The 20,806-nt window shown below is 52.1% G+C and carries 16 protein-coding genes and 1 pseudogene; 8 read left to right on the forward strand and 9 right to left on the reverse strand.

Features of this window, described 5'->3' with window-relative positions; genetic code table 11:
* Positions 1–99: 99 nt before the first annotated feature.
* A complete protein-coding gene (locus ACK4FZ_RS01205; RefSeq protein WP_409817921.1) occupies positions 100–1,005 on the reverse strand; it encodes a retron St85 family effector protein in 906 nt (301 codons plus the stop codon).
* Between the two features lie 262 nt (positions 1,006–1,267).
* On the opposite strand from ACK4FZ_RS01205, the gene ACK4FZ_RS01210 reads away from it, so the two are divergent.
* Positions 1,268–1,516, forward strand: coding sequence for a helix-turn-helix domain-containing protein (locus ACK4FZ_RS01210; RefSeq protein ID WP_409817922.1), 249 nt, complete (start codon positions 1,268–1,270; stop codon positions 1,514–1,516).
* On the opposite strand, the gene ACK4FZ_RS01215 is transcribed toward ACK4FZ_RS01210, so the two are convergent.
* The 6 genes from ACK4FZ_RS01215 to ACK4FZ_RS01240 all read right to left on the reverse strand — a co-directional run bounded on the left by ACK4FZ_RS01215 (position 1,510) and on the right by ACK4FZ_RS01240 (position 9,179).
* Positions 1,510–3,789, reverse strand: coding sequence for a TniQ family protein (locus ACK4FZ_RS01215; RefSeq protein ID WP_409817923.1), 2,280 nt, complete (start codon positions 3,787–3,789; stop codon positions 1,510–1,512). The genes ACK4FZ_RS01210 and ACK4FZ_RS01215 overlap by 7 nt on opposite strands.
* Positions 3,779–4,714 carry a TniB family NTP-binding protein gene (locus ACK4FZ_RS01220; RefSeq protein ID WP_409817924.1) on the reverse strand — a complete coding sequence of 312 codons (936 nt, stop codon included), beginning with the start codon at positions 4,712–4,714 and terminating at the stop codon, positions 3,779–3,781. Before ACK4FZ_RS01220 ends, ACK4FZ_RS01215 begins: the two co-directional genes overlap by 11 nt.
* The gene (locus ACK4FZ_RS01225; protein ID WP_409817925.1) at positions 4,711–6,678 is read right to left on the reverse strand and encodes a Mu transposase C-terminal domain-containing protein; all 1,968 of its coding nucleotides are present in this window, start codon (positions 6,676–6,678) and stop codon (positions 4,711–4,713) included. The genes ACK4FZ_RS01220 and ACK4FZ_RS01225 overlap by 4 nt, the downstream gene beginning before the upstream one ends.
* Positions 6,675–7,325, reverse strand: a complete 651-nt coding sequence (locus tag ACK4FZ_RS01230; RefSeq protein ID WP_409817926.1) for a TnsA endonuclease N-terminal domain-containing protein — start codon at positions 7,323–7,325, stop codon at positions 6,675–6,677. Before ACK4FZ_RS01230 ends, ACK4FZ_RS01225 begins: the two co-directional genes overlap by 4 nt.
* Positions 7,326–7,823: 498 nt before the next feature.
* Entirely contained in the window at positions 7,824–8,078 is a 255-nt protein-coding gene (locus ACK4FZ_RS01235) for a DNA-binding protein (protein WP_017509815.1), read from the reverse strand.
* Positions 8,079–8,303: 225 nt separating this feature from the next.
* Complete coding sequence (locus ACK4FZ_RS01240) at positions 8,304–9,179, reverse strand: hypothetical protein (RefSeq protein WP_409817927.1); 876 nt, start codon at positions 9,177–9,179, stop codon at positions 8,304–8,306.
* Between the two features lie 95 nt (positions 9,180–9,274).
* Between ACK4FZ_RS01240 and ACK4FZ_RS01245 the strand changes: the two genes are divergently transcribed.
* The 7 genes and pseudogenes from ACK4FZ_RS01245 (at position 9,275) to ACK4FZ_RS01275 (ending at position 18,422) form a co-directional block, all read left to right on the forward strand.
* Positions 9,275–10,312, forward strand: a complete 1,038-nt coding sequence (locus ACK4FZ_RS01245; protein WP_409817928.1) for a hypothetical protein — start codon at positions 9,275–9,277, stop codon at positions 10,310–10,312.
* A 181-nt stretch (positions 10,313–10,493) separates the two neighbouring features.
* Positions 10,494–11,531 carry a hypothetical protein gene (locus tag ACK4FZ_RS01250; protein WP_409817929.1) on the forward strand — a complete coding sequence of 346 codons (1,038 nt, stop codon included), beginning with the start codon at positions 10,494–10,496 and terminating at the stop codon, positions 11,529–11,531.
* Complete coding sequence (locus ACK4FZ_RS01255; protein ID WP_409817930.1) at positions 11,512–12,075, forward strand: GNAT family N-acetyltransferase; 564 nt, start codon at positions 11,512–11,514, stop codon at positions 12,073–12,075. The genes ACK4FZ_RS01250 and ACK4FZ_RS01255 overlap by 20 nt, the downstream gene beginning before the upstream one ends.
* Positions 12,076–12,118: 43 nt before the next feature.
* Positions 12,119–12,826, forward strand: a pseudogene (locus ACK4FZ_RS01260) (transposase); the annotation flags it as partial.
* A 1,646-nt stretch (positions 12,827–14,472) separates the two neighbouring features.
* Complete coding sequence (locus tag ACK4FZ_RS01265) at positions 14,473–15,474, forward strand: hypothetical protein (RefSeq protein WP_409817931.1); 1,002 nt, start codon at positions 14,473–14,475, stop codon at positions 15,472–15,474.
* A 64-nt stretch (positions 15,475–15,538) separates the two neighbouring features.
* Positions 15,539–17,317 (forward strand): hypothetical protein, encoded by a 1,779-nt coding sequence (locus tag ACK4FZ_RS01270; protein WP_409817932.1) that lies wholly within the window; start codon positions 15,539–15,541, stop codon positions 17,315–17,317.
* Between the two features lie 172 nt (positions 17,318–17,489).
* The gene (locus ACK4FZ_RS01275; RefSeq protein WP_409817933.1) at positions 17,490–18,422 is read left to right on the forward strand and encodes a three-Cys-motif partner protein TcmP; all 933 of its coding nucleotides are present in this window, start codon (positions 17,490–17,492) and stop codon (positions 18,420–18,422) included.
* Positions 18,423–18,426: 4 nt separating this feature from the next.
* Here ACK4FZ_RS01275 and ACK4FZ_RS01280 read toward each other — a convergent pair whose 3' ends face one another.
* Complete coding sequence (locus tag ACK4FZ_RS01280; protein WP_409817934.1) at positions 18,427–19,698, reverse strand: three-Cys-motif partner protein TcmP; 1,272 nt, start codon at positions 19,696–19,698, stop codon at positions 18,427–18,429.
* A 20-nt stretch (positions 19,699–19,718) separates the two neighbouring features.
* Positions 19,719–20,465: a DUF5131 family protein gene (locus ACK4FZ_RS01285; protein ID WP_409817935.1), complete on the reverse strand. Its 747-nt coding sequence runs from the start codon at positions 20,463–20,465 to the stop codon at positions 19,719–19,721.
* Positions 20,466–20,806 lie beyond the last annotated feature (341 nt).

The following is a 20,806-nucleotide window of genomic DNA, read 5'->3' on the forward strand; positions in this document are numbered from 1 at the left end:
CGGGGCCATTTACAGACCAAGTCTGTAATGTCCACCACCAGGCAGCAATGTTGAATGGCGAAACACCATTCGGCTAGCTATCAAGGATAGCATCACCCGCTAGGGAGAGAGTGCTATCATTCTACCCATCTTCACTTCAGCATGTCTACGAAAACTTGCATTCATAATTTCCACTCTGATTCTCTGTAGTTGTCTTATTTTTTCTCTGTACATTTTGTTTTCAATTTGCCTAGTATGAAAATCACTTAGAAAAAATTTCCCCTCGCCATCTTTTTCAATTTTCCCCTGAATTAGTAGCATATTAATGCAAATGTCGAAAATTTTATCGTACTTTTCTGACGAGATACCAATTTCTACATTTTTATATATTTGTTTCATTTGTGACCAGTCCGCAGAGTCGATGCAATACAAGGAGAGTTGTATTAATTCCTCCAGCCTAAAGAGGCCAACTTTCCTACTGGGAAATTGGCGCTTTATTTTCTTGGCGGCATGTGCGACCAAGGCTATTAACTCTTTTGTTCTTTCTCTGTCTGACAAATCAGAATATTTAAAATCAATTATTTTTGATGGTTCGTTTTTCTTTAGGACGCGAATTGGACCAAGATTTATAAATGAAAAACTTGATCTAAATTTCTTCTCGGCAATACATACAATTTTTCTCCGCAGGTGGCTATTCTCGGCAAAGGCACCCAGCTCAGCCCACGATCCTGGGCTTTCTGGGAAAATAACTATGGCATCAACGCTATCTGCCAGAATTTCTTCTAGTTCCAGTAGATTGTATGCATTCTTTTCTAGCAACTCATCAAAGAGGCCTTCTGGGAATTTTACGATAATATTCTTTTCATTTTTGCAGACTTCCCAAAATTTTAGTCGCGCACTCCCATTTGCCATTGCGCCGCCACACAGAAATATCGACAGTTCTTTCTCGTTTTGATCCACAAAAAAACTAGAAACAATCGCTTGGCCTAGTTTTGAATAGTCCGAACCTATCAGGTTATTTTTCATGATTTCTGATTCCGCAATTGCCCCAATAAAAAAGGCACACCGAAGAGTGTGCCTTTTGCATAACTACATGTCAATAAAATGCGATATTGTCGCAAGGGGCTAAAAATGGAAATGAAACTCTTTGAATATTATTGACTTATGCTCGGCCGCGCCTGATATGAGTGATTTTTAATGTGGGGAAAATTTGAAATTTTACATGGATGTACACAAAGCTTGCAATTAGCTATTCTGTACGGAACAACGCCGATAGAGTGAGTTGCACATGCTTAATGAATTATTTGGGACGCTACTTAGAAGAATGCGGAAGGAGGCGGGGCTGTCACAAGAGAAGTTGGCGTTCGAGGCGGATTTGGATAGAACCTATATCTCTCTACTTGAAGGAGGTAAGAGGTCCCCATCGCTAGAGACCCTTTACCTGCTGAGTCGTGGGCTGAACATACCTGCGGATCAGTTTTTGAGGATTGTTGGAGAGGAAATCTTGAAAAATGAAAAGCAAGCTACTGATCAGTGAGTTGGAGAGTTGACTTGGTGGGCGGACTCTTTTCTTCGTTTCCATGGTGTTCGAGAGGCTGCAACTTCCTGCAACACAGAAATGGCAGTGAGTGGAAAGAGAAATCGTCTGACTCCATACCCTGTATGAACAGCCATGCCAATAAGGCACCCATACTTAGCTTCCCACCTTACCCTTGCCAAGCTCACACCTGTAATTGATGCCAGTTTTTTTGTATCAATGGTAGACTGTAAAAAATCAATTGCCTTCTCTAGTTCGTCTTTTTTGTAGCGAATTTCAATCCCATTAAAAACTTGAATGACAAGGCCCTGCCGCAGGACATCAAATCTAAAACGTATGCCTTTGCTATTTGTGATTGCTTCCGCTTCATGTCGGGTTATAAGATTTGGATTTGTTTGGTAGTGGATCCGGTATGCTTCCACTGCTTCAATAGAGTAGGTTACTTGTGAGCCATGGGTTTCGGTATATGATGGTGAGAGTAGTCCTGATCGACAAATCTTGTCTAACTGAGATGGTGTAATCCCGAGCAGTTGGCAAGCAGCCTTGTGTGTCAGTAGATCGGAGATATCGTTGTTCACCACGGGGCGCTTGTGACCGCGGCCGCAGCGGCTGTGGTAAGTACTGCTGGCCGCGATTGTATTGAGATCCAGGTGATCGAGTTCACTTCGACGAAAAACATAAACTAGCCCACCATCGATTGCTGGACCGTGCACTGGCTGAACGCCCGCGGACATGAGCTTATCGGCAAGATTGGTGGCATTGCAGCCTAGTTGTTGTGCCAGCTCCCGAACAAAGACGTACTCTCTATGGAAGGCTTGCAGATCCTCGATGGAGATGAGCAACTGCCGCCTCCGATAAGGTTCGTAACGAAGCAAGCCCGCTTTTGCAACGCGATAAACGGCATCGGTATAAATCCCGAGCGCTTTTGCGACCATGCCTACATTCATACGGTTAGGATTATTTGTGTGCTTCTCCGGAATGATCAATTCGACGCTAGGTAATCCGATACGTGGATCAAAGGTGCAAATGGCCAGGCTCCCATTGAGGACATCCTTGAAAAGGTTGAGCCGGGTCGCAAAATCAATGCCGAAGTGGTCAAATCGGACGAGTTTCCCTTGCGTATCGCGGCAAGTCGTTGTCGACAGCGCTTGCTGAAGACGTGCCAGGCTCTCACCGCTAACCATGTGAGACTGTCGCCGGCGCTGCTCCGCGCAGGCCGTATCCGCCAAACCAATCAATACCTCTTTCTTGATCAGTCTGCGCACCACATGGGCCGTGACGTTCAATGTGATAGCGACTGCCCCAATCGGCAGTGATGTTTGCGATGTGACCGAGCGCGGGGCACCTGCAGTGGCATCCAGGGGCAAGGCTTGCATCCAACTATCAGCGATTGTGACGAGCTCTTCATCGAATACGGCATCGATTTGCAGTCCACCTAATAGCGGCGAGGCCGCGTAGCGCGGCCCCCAAGTGGGCTGTTGGAAGAGACGCACATCGAGTTGCTTGCACACAGCCTTTTCGAATTGGGTCGCGTCCAGTAGCTGTTCGGGGGGGATTGCGGTTAGGGTAAGGTGGAGCTGAGCAACATTTGATTTTGCCAGTAGCGATATGTCCAGCTGACTAGAACTAGGTGAGTGCATCAGCAGTGCAAGGGTGATGAAACGCTGCAGCTCCGTGGGCGACAGGGCTTCGATGTCCAGCGTTTTTCCCTCCGGAACGATAGGGAAGGCTCCTTCATATAACGGGAAGCCGCATGAACAGTAACGCAATTGAGAGTAGCGCCATTTCACCCGCTGCTGGCACGCAGGGCAACGATCGACGAGCAGCGCCTGATGCTTATGGCAGCAAGTGGTAAGATGCCAATCCCAAACGGAAAGGTGTAGCGCCTTTTCTCTCAGGCAAGCGGGGCACCACGCTCGATATTGGTTGCGCAGTAGATGCACAGGCCATTTACAACCATGGTGCAGGAACTTGCGATACCTGTTGTTCAGTGTATCCATTGGTTTGCACCACCAAGCAAACTCTTCCGCGGATATCCCGACTTCCAGGCAGATAGGGTAAAGTGAATACACGCCAAGTTGGGGAATGAATGAACCCTGATCTCGTCTTTCCCGCTTTTGCTGCAGGTATTCCAGAAGCTCGTGCGCGTGGTGCATGTAGTTCGCATCAGCCAGACGTAGCAGATATCCTGCGAAGCTTTCCGCTTTATCGGGTCGAAAACGGAACAAGAGGCGAGGAAGCCGCGAAGGGTTGATTGGATTGCTAACAGTCACGGCCGGCCTCCCGAAGCTGATCGACCCAATGCTCAATGGCAGTATTTTTTTCCTTGAATGGATTGGCCCGAAGGCGGCGGTTTGCAGCCAGTAGCTTGTCGTAGCTTTGAATGAGTTGCTCCCGCTCAATCCGGACACCGTCGTTCATCAAGACCGTGCGCGATGCATCGTGGATCAGCGTCGTAAACGACCGGAAGTTGCCGCCTGTTGCCAGGTAGAAGCGAGCGGGCAGGGTGTCGTCGCAGAAGCCACTTGGTTTTTCAAAGGGGAGTGCCTGCTCGAAACAGGCCAGCAGGCGTTCGAAATCGGATGGTCGTTCGAGCCAGTTAAAGGATGGTAGCTTGGGGCGTAGCGGAAAACGCCCAGCGAGTTGGGGGCTATACTCCAAAACCGAGTGTGCTGCTGGCATGCCGACTAAGAGGAAAGGGATGTCGGACTGATTGATCAGGCTCTTGATAGCATCGGCAACAGCTTCGATGCGTTGCCGCTTTCCTCTTTCCACCAGGTGCTGGAATTCATCGAGGATCACTAGCCGTGTATGGCATCGTCTCAGGAGTTCGATCAGGCGCCGGCGCTTGAATTCGATGTTTCCTCGATCCGGGAACGGAGCTCCCATGGCATACAACATTGAACTGAACAGCCCACCGATGGTGGCAGGAAGGGGTACCGAGGCAACTAGAACGGGTATTTCGGTCCCTTCTTCCGTGCTGTGCGGAGGATGCATACCGTGGAAAGTGTCGATCAGAGTACTTTTGCCTACGCCTGTATCACCGGTGATGAGCATGCAGAGCGGCTCACGCAGATCTGGCGATTCGGTCAGGCATCGATCCATGTCGGCGAGGATAGCGTTGAATAAGGGATAACGAATTCGGATAGTCGCGACCTTTTTCAGCAGCTCATGAATGCGTTTTGGATCATGTTTCATGATGTGGCTCCCGGATCAGGTGAAAGATCAATAAACCAGTCCTCGCCCAAGCTTTCAGCTGGATATAGGCTGGTTGATGCTGTGCTGCGATGTTGTTCTTGGGAGGAGGCTGTCTGGTTACGATTTTTCGTCTTCGTGCGCTTCCGACTCTGCTGAGCAAGATCATGCTCGGCGTCTTGGTGGAGTTGGTGAACTTCTCGCCGCAACTTAGCCTTTTCTTGCCGCAGTGTTTCTGCATCAGGTGTGCGACCCTCGACGGTATCGGATTGAACGGTTCTGCCTTTGCGTTTACGTTGAAAATCGAGCCAACTTGTCCCTGGCTCAAGATCCTGAGTCAGGCATTCCAGCCGGATCAGGCCCTTGTTGATGGGGTCGTAGATGTACGCTTGCGTGACATCTTCAGGGTCGATCCGCAGCATCACTTTCTGTTTGGCGGCCAAGCGCTCCTGCAGGTGTATGAGATAGGGGTGGTGGTAGATCAAACCTTTGGTGCCGATGCGCCCATTACTGATTGTTCGTTCAAAGGTGAGCCCGGTCTCGACCTCGAGGGTGAGGCTGCTGGGTAAGGGTGGAATAGGGTGTTCTTCAACCAGACGGGTCCAGCACTGCAACGGTGTCTCGCCAAGTTCGCTGTGACGAGTGTTGTGGTATTCCATCACGACCCAGCGATAGACCAGTTGGCGCAGCTCATGCAGCGTCAGGTGGGCGAGCTTTTCAGAAGGGTAATCCCCACGTTCCCTGGTGTTCGAGTAGGTTGTTCCGGGGAGTTTGTGGATCAGCCGTCGATTCTGGGTGCCGATGAACCGCTCGCCAGGTGCCCGGTACCACGGCATCCCTGGAGGGCAGTACTGCATGTCTGCGTGCATGCCCGCACAAAACTGCTTGTGAGCATGGCCATGAAATTCCGGGCCATTGTCCATGCAGATCAGACGGAACTGCCCCTCTACCGGCCAGGTGAAACTGCTGCCATTCGGCAAGCTATCCAGGATGGCTTGCTTACTGGTAACGGCCTGACGCAAGCACATCAGCACCGCAATACTCGAGGGAGGCTCTAGATCAATGTAGATGCCGCACACCATTCGGGTTCTCCGGTCGATTGCAACAGTGCAGGTCGGTCTTTTCAGCGGTTGTTTTGTGATTGGGTGGACAACGATGACATCCAGCCGGGTGTGATCGATTTCCACCCGCTCCAATGGGAACATGGCAATCGGCCCGTTACGACGCGTTCTGAAGTAGCGACGCGCGTATTTTTCACCGAAGCGTCTTGCCTTCAAAATGAAGGGGTCCAGCAGACGGTTGATGAGCTTGCAAAACCCGCCATAGCTGACAGCTCGTAACTTGGCGTCGGCAGATCGTGCCGCATTTGCCTCCGTGATGCGGTCCACCAGCTCGGCATGCGCGTCGCGTTTACTGAGCCGCGCGCGGGTCAGGTAAAAGGTATCAACCGTTTCGTAGAACAGCTCCAGCACTTCGGCATCCACCTGGCCGTAATGGCGACCGCAATTGGCTGTTAGGGGCGCAAGTGACATCACGTCCTCTCCGCTACTGAGGAAGGAACGACACCATCGGTAGATGGATGTGGTACTTGGTGCTTTGGCGTCGCCGATCATGGTGGCAATCTTCGAGGCAATCGGCGCCACTTCCCACGACCGTGAAAAAGATTGGGTGTTGTCGAGCACGGCACGCACATACTGTAGTCGCCGCTGTAGTGTTCGTCGATGATGCTCTGGAAGAGCGGAGGGAATAGGTGGTAGCCCATCGTCCCGGAACAGGACATCCTGGTCCACGGCAATTTTCAGGACGCCTTGTTGGTCGTAGGTCTCGATGTCTTCGCAGCTTAACTGCTTGACGTTGGAGGTTCGCTCATTCAGGAGGGTTGCGCCCTGGTCAGGCTGGGCAGTGAGGACACGAAATGGCTGGCCATAAAGGGTGAGCGAGAGCCCAGCGCGTAAAAAATGTGTCATATGCGTGCTCCTTCGGCCAGGCGTACCGTGAGCAGTGGGCTTACTTTTTTTCGCTTGTCGTAGTCCAGCCATCCTTCCCAAAGCAGTCGGTACAGCCCTGCCAAGGTGAGGTCGTTGTTGCCAAAACGGATGGCCAGCCCTGCCAATCGGCAGGTCGTGACCTGGGATAGAAAATTCGCGATGTGCTGTCGATCCCGTTGGGTAACAAACACATCCACATAGTGTTTCAGGAAATTCAGATTGGCGAGTTGGTTGCCAGAACGGATGAGCTTGCTATCCACCACGATGTATTCGTAGCCCAATGTGGCAAGGTGAAGTCCAATGGCATTGGCCATCGCCTTGAAGGCAGCATCTAATGCTTTTTCTTCTGGCTTGACTTCGTAAATTGTTACCAGCCGGCTCTTGTCCTTCCAGTGCACTTCAAAGTCTGGGGTGTACTGATGCCACTCACCATCAAGGCAATAGTGAAACTTCCGCGGTTGCCCATATATTTCGCGAATGGCTGGGTTGGCTTCCAGATGAAGCAGCCAGTCTCTCTCCAGGGTGCTTTCCCAAGGGATCTGACCGTTCATTTTGTAGCTGAAGGAAAGGCCGATGACTTTATGGCTGTTGTGGTTGTGAATCTTGCGGACGGAAGGGATCAGCATGATTGTTCACCTTCCCGTGCATTGTGCAGCTCTTGGCTTTTAGCGTTGGCTACAAGGAACGTGCTCAGAATGAGCCTGGTGGTTCTGTCGACCACGACAAGGAGGCTGTGGTGTGTGGCATCTCGAGGATGCCAGAGCTGATGGGCGTGGTACATGTCGAGCTGAATGCTCGGCTGCTCTGGACGGGGGCGGACCGTAGGGGCCCTCCATTCTGGATGGGGCTTCATGGCTTTTCCTTTCGGCGGCCAATTCACTGAAAGCGTGAATTAGCTTGACAGGGATGAGCAGGGACGGTCTCGGGCAAATCGACCTTGACTGTCCCTATCGGAAAAGCCAGAATGGAACTGACTGGGTGCATATCTAGTCAGCTTCATAAAGCCCTCAGGTTTTCGCAGAACTTGGGGGCTTTGCCTTTCCGTGCTCTTCAACTTTCAACATCGCGCACGGGTTTTACATGGCACTCTCCTATATGAATATGAAATGGCTGGGTGGAAATAGTCAGCCAGTCATGGCTTCAATTTTCTCTGAAAATTCTGCCGACAGCGTGTTAGTCAGCTCTTGGGGGTCACTGACCACACCGTCTTTCAAGCCTAGACGGACGGCAATTTCATGGCTCATGCCAATTCGGCAAGGCTTATTCCCTTTTAAAACCTGGTAGACCAGTGCTGCCGGGTAGCCGTGAAATCTTGCCCAAGTACGAATAGATATTCCGCACCGATCAAACTCAGCTCGAACTTGCTCAGGCGTTCTCATGTGACACCTCTTCAAAAGTTCACAACATTTGGTACATATACAAGAAGCTAGTTCGGTATTTTACGAAAGTCAAAATCTATTTTTTCTTTTAGGTTAATGATTTATTTAAATTGGCATGCCATTTCTGACGTTGGAAATAAATTTCCAAGGTTTGCCGCAAAAAAGCCAGAAGTACGTCGCTTCTGGCTTTATCTGTATCAGAGTAATTAAATTTACCTCGTGGCGTCATTGGTCAAGCGGCTCTGTTCGACTGATAAGCTCGGATAACACGACGTCTTTGAACCGATCGAAAATAATCCAGTTTTTGTAGCGTGGTTCCCAGCGTCCACGGCCTCGGCAAATGGATTCCACAATGCGCCGGGTTGGCTCATCAAAGCGGTGGAAAACCGAATAATTACCATGGGGCAACCGTCTGAACCAGATCCATACATTACCGACGGCAAAGCGTTGCGCATCCGGGCACTGATCCATCAGGTTGGAAATGGGTGTCAGAGCATCCAGCTCACCAGCGGATGATAAAGGTTCGGTCGCCACTTCAATCCACTTCCTTCTTTCAAGATCAAACAGAACGGCACCTTCAAGCTCAGTCCAGCTCCACGGCAGGGTAACCATGTCACTGAGGTCAATCTCCAAGGTCGGTAGAGACAACTCCTGCAGTTTGTCGGCTTTCACCTCATCGACCTTGTGATGGACGGCAATCTCAATGGCAAAAGCGCCATGTGCGGACTGGGCATAGCAGTCGACGACTACATCACCACTGACAGCTTGCAGTCGATGCTCGAGCAGCACATTCGTCAGATGTAGCTCTGCATCTTGTTGCAGAGAGAGTTGCCCAGCGGGTGCTTTGATGCGGTGAAACTCCAACACCACTTGCTTGGCGGCTTGGTGCAGAGCTGTCTCAGCACACCCTTGCGCATCGGTTCCTGCTTCGTGGGCGAAGTGGTGGGTTTTCTCGCGTCCGGCATTCTTTGCAATCAGGCGCTTATGACAACCAGGGCAGGTGCACTCACAGTTCATGCCGGTTGGTACATCATCTACGTGGACCACTCGCCCATCATCAGCGAGGGCGAAAGTCATCATCGGTTGGGTAGCGTTGGTCATGGCGTTTACTCTTGGCGTTGAACACAGAAGTCACGCTAGAGCCAGATATGCGGCTAGAATAGTCTCAATTTGTCATAAAACTGTTTTGGACAGTTATGGAAGCGATTGAAAAACAAGAGAAAAAGGCAGTCGACGATGCCATGGCTAGTCTGCAAGACTATCTGTCAGGCTTGCTATGCCTGCAGGGCTTCCTTCGGCATGTGCGAAAGACGACGAAGCCGTATCGTGTGTTGCAGGCGTGGTTGGACTATGAAATCCAGCGTGTTGGGGAGGGGCATAGCTCCACTGCATATGACGCAGAGAATCTCCGGGCTTGCTTGGACGAGATTAGCGACAAGTCTGCATCGGGGTGGCTGGCGCCGACCTGGAAGGTCTTGCAAGATTTCGATGAAATTCATGGTGATGGTTTAAGAAGCTGGGCTGCCCAGCATGGCTACTCAGGCTTTTGCCTGCCGGCCAAGCAGGCAAGCCCGGGCGGCTCAGGCAACACCTCCAAGTATTTTTTCTGCTACTTCGCTGTTATCCCAAAGCAAACTGTTCCCAGTCATTCAGGTACAGCCACAGCAGGTATCACGGTTCAGTACATCATGGACACCCAGATTCAACCAGCCTGGTGGATTGGCTGGTTTCTTAAGTCAGGGTACAAACTGTATGGCTGGAGAAAATGGCTTTTTCTCACCTATTGCGTTATTACCTTTATTTTCGTCGGTAGCTACCTCCTGCTGTCTTTTATCTCAATAGTTTACGACCAACATGGCTTTTCTGATTTTATTAAGGTAGTTGGCTCCGCTATCGGTGTCGGCATCATGGGCTTTCTATGGCTAGAGCCTTATGTACAGCTAGTCAACTGGCGCATTACGATGGCTCCGCTGTTATTCACGGCATTCAACGAGGTAGATCACGCACAATTAGAATTGGTGACTCTTTCAGATGACCCATCTGGCGCGAAAAGAGAGATACGCTTGGTTCGCTACAGCGCTCAGTGCCCAATTTGTTCAGCTCGGATCCTATTGAGAAGAGGTGGCCGCCAGTTTCAAAATAGACTGGTCGGGCGTTGTGAGGAGTCGCCAGCTGAACATGTTTTTAGTTTTGATAGGGTTGCTATGGTTGGGTTCGGACTTATCGAAAAGTGACTGAAGGATAATCTTGTTGCATCTTGGTCTAGATCGGGTAAGGATATGACCTGCTAAACCAATGAAGTATCACTTGATGTGTACATCGAAAGATTTCTTATCAAGGATGGCTACTGCATTGCCAATTTAGCTGAACTTGCCAGCATGGGCTTATGGCCAACACAGGGAGGAAATAAAAGGCATGCTAATTAAATCACTAATTGATGAGCAATGGGTTCTGGATGGTGTTCCTCAAGAAACACGACCGGTGGAAGATGATGCTCTATATATCAAGCCACTTATTCAGTCGACAGGGGTGGCAGTAGACGATCGAATTTTTCTTCATTCGCTGATTCTGGATAACAACATTTTCAGTGACCTTGTTGAGAATAGGCGACCTGAGAATAGTGAGTACATCGCCAAATTGCTACGATCCCATCCAATCGAACTTAATCCTGTAATCGCGATGATTGAGCAGAGGCAAAAGTATGCCGGAGCCTCTGAAAAACTACACGAGTATGCAGAGCTTCTCGAACGTAACTTTGGCTGGTCTGAGGCAAAACAGGGTGCAGTTGAGTTTGATGCTTCGATGGAGGCAACACGCAAGGCTATCGCAGCAAATGTTCAACTGCTGTCAGGTTATCTTGCTGCCATCGTCTACTTATTTCATCAGACTGCAACAGCGGCTAGCAAGCTGGAGTGGTTGTCAGGCCTTTTGCAAAATTCAGACCTTCCTTTCTTTCAACTCCACTATTACTTTGCAGCCCTAATGTTCTTGGCCGCAGAACGCCCAGAATTGTTTACCAATAAGGATTTGAAGAAAATTAAAAGTGACATGAAGATAGCAAAAAGCCAGCAAGAGCAGCAGACAAAGCTGCAGAATATTTCATATGATTTAGCACTGCCTGCGCTTGCACTCTTTCCGACTAAAAGCTATGGAAATGCTCTAGTTTTCCCTTATATTGCTACTAGGGACCGGCTTGTTCAGTTGTTTTTGAGTCAAGTTTCATGTCAAATGATTGTTGATATGGGTGATGGCCGTGCTAACGGGTCATGGATATTGAATAAATCAGGGATGCTTCATGCCCACCTTGGTGACGTAATAGAGGCATACATTCCAAGGCGGTCTAGCAGCTCGTCGAAAGATGATATTTCCGTCAGAAAATCTAGGCTCGCCGCGTTTTCAGAGCAATACATTCGATTAAGCGTAGGCATGAAACATGAAGTATCAACTGATTAAACTGGCGATGGCGAAGTGGCTCCGTCGCAAACCCTTACACTCCGAATTTTTTAACCCACCACAAATCACGGTAGAGAAAAGGTTACGCTATGACCATACTCTAACGTCACCAGCCCCTGATTATAGTGGAATCATATTCAGCTCCGAGGGTGAACGTGTTGGCATTGCTGTCTATGCATTATCTCCCCTTAATGATTGCTTGTATTTGTATGAAATAATAATTGATAAAAATTTTGTGCGACGGGGATACGGTCTAGCCGTGTTGCAGTATCTGGCTCAAACTTATAGGCAGCCCATTATCCCTGTCCATGAGCTGGAGAGTGCAGAGAGGTTTTGGGATGCAGCGCGGAGATACGTCACGGATGTGGAAGTGAGGGAGTCAATTTCTGTTTCTGACTTTGATATGGAGCGTCATCGGTGGGCTTTCCTAAAACCAGAATCGGACCGTCTGCAGGAACAAATTAGCGCTCGGCTTATGCGGGGAGAGTCATGGGAGGAGGCTGTTGGACGTGGGCTTGACGCGACCTCCACCCCATCTGAGTAGTACGAGACTTTAGCGTCCAAGCCACCATGACAAGGGGTTGGACGTGAAGAAGCGCTTCACCGAAGAACAGATCATTGGCTTCCTGTTTGAAGCCAAAACCGGCATCCCCGTCGCCGAACTGTGCCATAAGCACGCCTTTTCGGAAGCCAGCTATTACCCCTGGTGCAGCAAGTTTGGCGGGATGAATGAGTCAGAAGCCAAGCGCCTCAAGGAGCTTGAAGCTGAGAATGCGCGGCTGGAGAAACCCCTTGCCGAAACGCTGCTCGAGAACGAAATCACCAAGGAAGCCCTCCGAAAAAAGTGCTGAGCGCACCGTCATGGCGGGATCTGGTGCACCACCTGGTCACCAAGGGGCGCAGCGAGTGTCGATCGCTGCGCCTGGCCGGCATCAGCCCCAGTTCATTCCGTTACCAGCCCGCCATTGACCGCAATGTTGCCCTCAAGGCGAAGATCATCGCGCTGGCGCAGCACCACCGTTGTTATGGCGCGGGTATGATTTACCTGAAGTTGAGGCAGGCTGGCATGCAGGTCAATCACAAGCGCGTTGACAGACTCTATGCCGAGGCGGGCTTGCAAATCCGCAGGCGCAAACGCAAGAAGGTACCTATGGCCAACCGTTACCAGCTGGCTCGGCCAATGGCAGCTAACCAGGTCCTGCCGATGGATTTCGTGTTCGACTGCACTAGCGGAAAGCTGGGTCACCAAGAACCTGATCATTGTCTATGACACTGCCTATGAGCCGGTGGCCCTTCTTGCACTGATATTGGGGAGCATCGCAGACTATCTGATCAGAAAAGCGAAAGGGATCCGAAAGGATCCCTAGGCAGTAAGAACCCAACGATTAAACCGAAGGGTAGGCAGTAATTTCTCTAATACTAAAGTATAAAATACTTGCGTACAATGTTTTTGTGGATTACAGAAAGTTTTCAGGCTGCGCTATTTCGAACAAGCCCATTTCTCACGATAAGCGCAAAGCCTCGCGTGAATCGGTAATCGAAGCTGTAAGTGCTTGACGCTAGGACAAGGATCTTCACCCCGGCAAAACGCTGGCCAAGCTGGCCAACCACGTCGGCAAGGCCCTTGTAATACCTGGATTGCAATTACAAGGCCAGGCAGCATCACATGTATGGGAAGAAAGGTTTTGTTTGCCTATTCGGGTTTGGCAACCCCGTGGTACCCGCGTGGGAAGTCGGCCTGCCAACAAGTAGTCAGTACCAGGATGGCATGCTTAAGCAGTTGCAGATTCCGGTGAGTCGGGCCTGCTGTGCCGGTAGCACCCGGCCACTTCTAGGCTCTAGTGCTGGCGTTGGCCATCTTTGCTGGCAGCTTGACCGTCTGAAGTTCGGCCAAAGCTGCCTATCGACAGACTCATGGGAAGCAGCTGGCTCACACCGAATACCGAACATGCCCTCCTAGAATGTACGGGCCAATACGCGCTTTAAAGTTGACTATGGTATTATTTCTACGTAAAGTAGTACTTAGCCGTGTAGCTCAACTGGACAGAGCACCTCTCTAACGAAGGGGCGGTTGCGGGTTCGAATCCCGCCTCGATTTAGATAAACCCGCTTTGTGTTCCTCACAGGCGGGTTTTTTATTTACGCCCTTCAGTTTCACTATCTCTTTTCAAGGTTCAGCGGATAACCTTTGTCTTGCGTTCTTCCGAGCTGATGAAGCAGGGATAGCCGATGATGTACTTCATGGTATCCCTCATGATGCGTTGCGTCTCAGGGCAGTCCACAGGTAATCGCGCCGCAGCAGCACTACGTCACATCATTGCGCCAAAGTTTGTGTACGACGCTGTCCGTCACTACATGAGCTAAGCAACGGAAAGCCCGGTCACGTGGACCGAGTGACAGGGGGCGCCCGATAAACAACATTCGAATGCCAAAACAGCGGACATACGGAAGTCGAGTCTGTGAGCTGAGGTCAATTCATCCCGCATCTTCGTTTCCAGCTTGGGAAGGCAAGACATTGCGCTGGTGGGTACACCGACTCTGCCGGACTGCGCGACTATCCTCGTTGCGCCCTTGGTGCGACAATTTCTAGAAATACCTGTCGCGCGCCAAATGAACCTGACACTGGCGGCGTGCGATGCAATAGCGACGGACAAACATGGCGATGCCCGAGACCAAGCCTTCCAAGCCCGTGCCCAAGAGCAAGAATGCCTCCACCAAGAAGACCGGAGCGATAGGGGCCAAGCGTGCGAGTATATCTCGCCGCGCTGATGGCGCCCCTTCTGTTGCCAGTCCGGCTGCCGCTGGCCCCTCCGGCGCTCTGCTAGAGGGCCATGTAGGCGCGCAGTACCTGCTGCCGCTGTTGTCTGGCGGTGAGGCCCGCGGACTTCCGGGCGTCGTGGTCACGCGAGTGGCGTTCCAACGGGCCGGCTTTGACCATCCAATGGACGACGTCATCATCACCGGCCACGACCGCCAAGGTCACCCGGCCACGCTGGAACTGCAGGCGAAGCGCACGATCGCCTTTTCTGCAAGCGACAAGATCTTCGCGGATGTGGTTGCGCTGGCCTGCCGGGCTGCTGCCAAGGTCGAGTTCGAAACGATGCGTTACGAGCTCGCGGTGGCGATTGCGCGCACGTCTACCAAGATCGAGCTGCACATCCAGGATGTGTTGAAGTGGGCGCGCGAGTACCAAGACGCTGATGGCTTCTTCGGCCGACTGAACCAGCCCGGTGCAGCACACCAGGCGATGCGCGAGTTCGTCGCTGCTTTCCGGGGGCACATGCGCACGGCCGGTGCGACCTACGATGACGAGGCCGTCTGGCAATTGCTTTCACACTTCCAGGTGTTGGCGTTCGATTTCGAGCAACCCGGATCGATCTGCGCGCAGTTGGCCCGCGAACGCTGCGCACTGCAACTCGCACCCCAGGACGCGGGGCGAGCCGGCGAACTGTGGGATTCACTACAACAAATCGCACTACAGGTCGATGCTGCTGGTGGGGACCTAGATGCCGCCGAGCTGCGCGATCGACTTACCAGGGACCGCAGCTATCGGCTCGCAGGTGACCGGCGCCTGCATGTCGCGCGCGAGCAGCTCGCTGAGATGGCGGTGAGCGCGCTGGACACCATCGGCACCAGCGTACACGGCGTGGCGATCGACCGTAGCGGCCATGTTGCCGCCGCATTCTCAGCGCTGGCGAAGGGTAGGTACCTCGAGATCTGCGGTGCCGGCGGCGTCGGCAAGTCGGGAGTGTTGAAGGATCTCGCACAGCGTATTGGTGTCGAGTCCCGCATCATTGTCGTCGCACCGCACCGTATACCTAGTGGTGGTGTAAGTTCTAGAAATATTTGCAAATCAACAATTCATAGTGAGAATATCTGTCATTATTTGGAAATCACTTTAGATAATGGCGCGGTTTACAGACAAGCGTTTAGCCCGGTATGAGGGGATTTGGCGTGTGGATGGCGTTGGTCCTATCGAGGCACGAGGCCGGCTTGGAGCACGTGCTATGGTTTATTTTTCCGGCCTGACCTCAGCCGGATTTGGCGAGCCATACAAAAAATCGTCACTTAATGACAAAACTCTAGCGTTTCGTGTGCACTCCGCTTCTCTACGAGAGTACAAAGTCGGAACAATTTGGCTGGATGGTAAGCGCATTGCTGGACCGCCGGTGGTTGAAACTCCCTTCCGCGTCGATGTGAGCCAAGTGCGGCTGGTCATGCTTGATGAATCCGTCGACCTTAATGGTCAGCTGGTTCCGACGGTCTTACCAGAACGCTATCTATGCTTTGGTAAAGACAATCGCGCCCAGCTTGCGTCCACCTTATACGCGATCGTCCCTGTTCTGGGCGACCGAATGACGAAGTGGTTGGTTGTCCCTTCTTCCGAGTTGTTGCGTTTCTATATTGGAGTGTCTTCCCGCCTATTGTCCGGCGCCTTGCAAGGGCGACTTGAGAATTACGTGGATTGGGGCAAAAGCCGGATGGAAAACGGAACGCCCGTCCTCCATGTGAAGCAACGTCTCAACCGTAAAGAAGCGGCGACGCTAGCACGTGCAGTTGCCTCGCCGACAGCCAAAGCTGTCTTGCTGGGGGGGCATCAGCACTTAGCCACCATCCAGGCCAATAACGCCCCGTTGAGTGAGAGCAGTAAACGGCCTCTCACTATTAAAGCCAACTTTCCGTTTACCGACACGACTCTGCTCGCGGTATCCGGTAAGCGGATGCCACTGACCAATACGGGTGACAAGGACCAGTGGGCTGTCTTTGCCATGGAGTTGCGGGGGTGCTCGCATTCATTCGGGTTCTCCGGCGTTGAACTGGAAAGCGACGATCCGTTTGATGGGCGAGGGCAGGCCGATGGAACGGGAAGTGGGAAGCCACCCCATTACAATCCTCTCCTTGATGACGATGAGGAAGACGATTACGATCTTGAGGATCAGCCCGCAGATCAACGCCTGCCCCGTCTGGTCGTTCTCAACCGTACTAACCAGTTCAGCGCATTTGATGACCTGGAGTTCAAACAGCGTCGCCCCAAAGTCGATCGCCCAGCCAGTCTGCCAGGCAGTACGATTGATGTGCTTGTCGATGCCTTTACCATGGAAGATGGCAGTCACGCCGAGGACACTCTCGGTACGCAAGGGGTCAGCGAGTTTCAAAGCCGAGTCGAACAGGTCGACCGGGAGCTGACTCTGTTCCTGGAGATGCTGCGGTATCTGCGTGTGGCGACAGCGGCTGAGTACTGGATGATCGCGACACGCAAACTTGGCGATGGTTTGGTGGTAGGCGGTGAGGCGATTGCGCTCTTCCCAGAGAAAGTCGGTAAACGACGTACTTGGCACAAAATCACCGATCCAGACGGTAATGTGCGACCACGACAGGTGGTCTGGGTCGAGGTAGTGCCAGGCAGTGAAGGTCAGTTTTTTTACCTGCTGGAAATGGAACTGAAGCCTGGCGAGATGAATGGCCAATGCACCATCCTGTTGCATACTAATGATTTCTCTCGACTTGATGATCAGACGTTCCAAGAATTACTGGTGCTGACGGCAGTCCAGAACCGCTGGCCAGATCGGCACAACAAGTGGAAAGAAGACAACCACTTCAAGCGGGCGAAAGAACTGTTTGCTGCGATAGAGATACACCGTATCAATCACCCGCGAGTGCCTCGTCCCAAGGAAGGGGAGAAGACTGGAAGTCAAAAACCACGGTTGAATCCGAAGTCGTGGAGTGACGTTTTGCTGACTAGAATTGAGGAGCTGCTCCCATTTTTGGAGGTCAGTACAGTCTAAAAGCTGAGTGGCACCGCCAGTGTATCGCTCTGCGGTTTGTTGCTTTTGCGCACCATCAAGGCGTGGATCGCTGTTCTGCGGCTTCAGCTCCTTAGACCACTTCCCTTTGCCTTGTCGTTCTGAATGCTTATGTGGTAAACAAAAGACATTGGTATTGTTGGGGTCTTTGGTGATGAGCGATCTGCACTATCACGGCTTTGGTGGTAACTGGACGGTGATCAAGTTGGAAATGCTGCAGCGCTACTTGGAGGCTTTCAACACAGCCTTGCAGGGTAAGCCGCTGCCCAGCTCGCCGTTTCGGCGGGTGTTCATCGATGCTTTCGCCGGCACTGGTGAGTGCGCGATCACCCTTGATGGTAAAACCGTTCGGATTGATGGCTCGGCCAAGCTGGCTCTCGAGGTCCAACCTGGGTTTGATGACTATTACTTCATCGACCTCAAGGCCAAGCATGTCAAAGCACTCAACGAGCTGGCGCAGACATACCCCGGGAAACGAGTTGCGGTGTTGGCCGGAGACGGTAATGCCCGGGTCGGTGAGTTACTCCAGCAGATCGGTTGGAAGGGTAGTCGGGCCGTCATGTTTCTGGATCCCTATGGCATGGCTGTACGTTGGGAGACCTTGCAGCAGATCGCAGCCACCGGGGCGATCGATCTCTGGTATCTGTTCCCACTCAACGCAGTGTGTCGGCAGGCAGCCAATCAGTTCGACAAGGTCGATGCCAGCAAGTCGGAAGCGCTGACGCGTTTGTTTGGCACGACGGACTGGGTGGAAGACTTTTATCGGGATACCGACCAAACTGACTTGTTCGCGGAAGAGGAGATGGCCGTGAAGCGCCAGCGGGTGCTCAGCCAAGACGAGATTCTGGCCTACATGCAACGTCGGTTGCGCACTATCTTCCCCGTTGTGCTAGACCCGATCAAGTTACCAGATCAAGGGTCTCCCATCTTTGCCTTGTTCTTTGCATCTGCCAATCCCAGCCAGAGCGCCGTTAAGCTCACCAAACGGATTGCCGGTCACCTGTTGAACATGCAGTTGACCGGAATGCTAAGAACCAAGCCGTTGCGTGTTGGGCAGGTGGTTGGCTCGGAGGGGTTATTCGGCTGATCTTCTAGATCAGCCGGATCTGTGGGGAGAACTCAATCACGTCATCTAGGCGGTAATGCTTCGAGTGCTGCCGCTTACGTCCATCTGCCCCGGTAATGATCACGTCGTTTGAATGGTGCAGCAGCTTGGCCGCATCGAGGAAATGCTGGGTCGATCCGGGTGATCGACTCGCACAAGCATGGACGAGTTGACCGAGCTGGATCGGTTGCTGCAATGCGGCCAACTGGTGGCCAAAATGTTCACGTAATCCATCCACACAAGCAGCCCGAGATGTCTTGCTAAAGTCAAAGGTGTCCTGGCCGGTGTAATCCTGATCCTGATTGGCATCGTAGCCCTGGATGAACACCCCAGGTTCTAGTTCATGGCCGAACTCGGTGGCGTGCTGCCAGTGTAAATCCTTCATTACCTCATGGGCCTTGTAGTGTTTGGAGAGGTGGACTAGCCAGTAGTCCCACTTGTTCAGCCCATGCGGCTTCACGAAGAACAGCGTTGCATAGTGTGCGCCAGTTTCCTGTTGGATGCCATGGGCGATATAGCGCTGCAGAGTGCGACGCCAGGTCTGCTGTTCTTGGGCCTTGAGTCGCTTGAGGTCTTCCCAGGGGATGTACTTGTCTAGGCCGACATGCTCGATCGGCTTCCGGTTAGCGGCTCGATCCGACAGAAAGGTGATCATTGCGCCGACATTGAAAGTCAAGATCACCTCTGCACTCTTGAGCGTGTGCAGGATCTGTTTGATATAGGGAAGCGGTAAATCGTAGTAGTTGTACTGGTCGAGCACGAAGATGGCCCGTTCTCCCATCTTGCGGCGTTGAATCGTGTCGATCAGTCGTGGTAGCTCCTTGAGGAAGTCGCCGCATTGCACCCGGGCACGCTGAGTATCATGGGAGGGGAGGATCCCTTCCTCGGTGCGGCCGTTCAGCCAATAACGAAGGTAATCGACCGTATCGGGGCAGATATCGATGAACTCATAATCGGCACTGATTTCACGCGGAATGGTTCGTTCGAGATTGATGAGAGCGCGCGCTTCTTGCACAGCTCGCATCATCAGCAGAGGGGAGCCGTCGACTGGCATGCCGCCCTCGTCCAGATAACAGCCGCCGCCAGAGAAACCATCTACCAAGGTCAGTTGCAGCTTAGGAATGTTGGCGCGTTTCATCAGCGTCATGATGTAATCGCGCACATAGGACTCGATGATCTTGTGCTTGACCGCGCTGTGTTGTTGCAGTTCTGGAAGCGGGAACCCTAGCTTCCACAAATACTTGCTTTTGGCTGTCATCCGTTTCTGGTTTCTCTGTCTTAGATTCGTTGTTCTACATCCGGCATCTGGTCCCACGTGCGACCATGCAGTTCACGACCGTTGTACTTCTTGGCGCGTTTCACGCCATCGGCACCCCAGCCCCCCCACTGCTTGAAGAAGAATGCGACACCGGCGTCTTCGCATTGACCGCGAATCGAGTCGACCCAGTCGATCTTCATCGGTCGAGCTTTTGGTCCGGACTCTCCACCTACGATGACCCAGTGAATGTGGGTTAAGTCCAGGATGCCTACATCCTCGAGTAGCGGTTCAACCGAGAGGAACCGGATCGCAGCATCGACACGGCGCAGGTGATCAATGCGCGGCACGCCATATTTGCGATCCTCTACCGATACGCCGAGCCAGGCATTGCGTGGCGCGGTTTTTCCTGCAAAGAACGCCTCCAGGCGATCTGCCCGTTTGGTCAGGATCTGGAAGGTGTGCCAATGCGCGCGCTCGATGACGTTGAAGACCTTAGCTACGTAGTCGAATGACACGTCCTCATGGAACAGATCCGACATGGAGTTCACGAAGTAAGTGGTCGGTGTCTTGCGCTTCAGAGGGTCTTCCAAGCGTTGCGGCAACAGCGTCAATTCGAAACCGTTTTCGTAGCCAGGAGTCTTCATCGCTTGTAACCGACCGGCCATACCCTCTGCGTAGCAGTGCTTGCAGCCCGGGGAAATCTTGGTGCAGCCCACCGTCGGGTTCCAAGTTCGCTCAGTCCACTCTATTTTGCTTACTGTTGTCATATTTGCACCTCATTATCGCGAGTTTGTAACTCACCCTTCAAATTGGCAAGCGCCAATTCCAGTATCTCTGCCTGACCTAGCCCCAAGACTTCTCTGAGTTCCGCCAAGTTCTGCATAGCCTCTCTAGGAAGCCATGTCTGTAGCCGCGTAAAGCCTTCTTTGCGGCGGCGTTTGCGATATCCATCTTGGGCTGTGGCTAGTTGCTTCTTCCGCGTCGCTGTCATTTGCGCACCAATTGATTACACTGTAATCATACCAGAATTTATGCAAAATGGCATGCAAATGATTGATGTTTATGGAATTTTTAGATTGAGAAATTGGTAAGTCGCAACAGGTAGGCT

The organism is Vogesella sp. (assembly GCF_046297735.1).
Lineage (GTDB): Bacteria > Pseudomonadota > Gammaproteobacteria > Burkholderiales > Chromobacteriaceae > Vogesella > Vogesella urethralis.

Bases quoted from the DNA above. Each gene is read 5' to 3' on its own strand.
- ACK4FZ_RS01245 (WP_409817928.1), top strand. From the start codon at position 9,275: ATGGAAGCGATTGAAAAACAAGAGAAAAAGGCAGTCGACGATGCCATG.
- ACK4FZ_RS01285 (WP_409817935.1), bottom strand. From the start codon at position 20,465: ATGACAACAGTAAGCAAAATAGAGTGGACTGAGCGAACTTGGAACCCG.
- ACK4FZ_RS01270 (WP_409817932.1), top strand. From the start codon at position 15,539: ATGGTTTATTTTTCCGGCCTGACCTCAGCCGGATTTGGCGAGCCATAC.
- ACK4FZ_RS01250 (WP_409817929.1), top strand. From the start codon at position 10,494: ATGCTAATTAAATCACTAATTGATGAGCAATGGGTTCTGGATGGTGTT.
- ACK4FZ_RS01275 (WP_409817933.1), top strand. From the start codon at position 17,490: ATGAGCGATCTGCACTATCACGGCTTTGGTGGTAACTGGACGGTGATC.
- ACK4FZ_RS01255 (WP_409817930.1), top strand. From the start codon at position 11,512: ATGAAGTATCAACTGATTAAACTGGCGATGGCGAAGTGGCTCCGTCGC.
- ACK4FZ_RS01280 (WP_409817934.1), bottom strand. From the start codon at position 19,698: ATGACAGCCAAAAGCAAGTATTTGTGGAAGCTAGGGTTCCCGCTTCCA.
- ACK4FZ_RS01210 (WP_409817922.1), top strand. From the start codon at position 1,268: ATGCTTAATGAATTATTTGGGACGCTACTTAGAAGAATGCGGAAGGAG.
- ACK4FZ_RS01225 (WP_409817925.1), bottom strand. From the start codon at position 6,678: ATGACACATTTTTTACGCGCTGGGCTCTCGCTCACCCTTTATGGCCAG.
- ACK4FZ_RS01235 (WP_017509815.1), bottom strand. From the start codon at position 8,078: ATGAGAACGCCTGAGCAAGTTCGAGCTGAGTTTGATCGGTGCGGAATA.
- ACK4FZ_RS01205 (WP_409817921.1), bottom strand. From the start codon at position 1,005: ATGAAAAATAACCTGATAGGTTCGGACTATTCAAAACTAGGCCAAGCG.
- ACK4FZ_RS01240 (WP_409817927.1), bottom strand. From the start codon at position 9,179: ATGACCAACGCTACCCAACCGATGATGACTTTCGCCCTCGCTGATGAT.
- ACK4FZ_RS01265 (WP_409817931.1), top strand. From the start codon at position 14,473: ATGGACGACGTCATCATCACCGGCCACGACCGCCAAGGTCACCCGGCC.
- ACK4FZ_RS01220 (WP_409817924.1), bottom strand. From the start codon at position 4,714: ATGAAACATGATCCAAAACGCATTCATGAGCTGCTGAAAAAGGTCGCG.
- ACK4FZ_RS01230 (WP_409817926.1), bottom strand. From the start codon at position 7,325: ATGCTGATCCCTTCCGTCCGCAAGATTCACAACCACAACAGCCATAAA.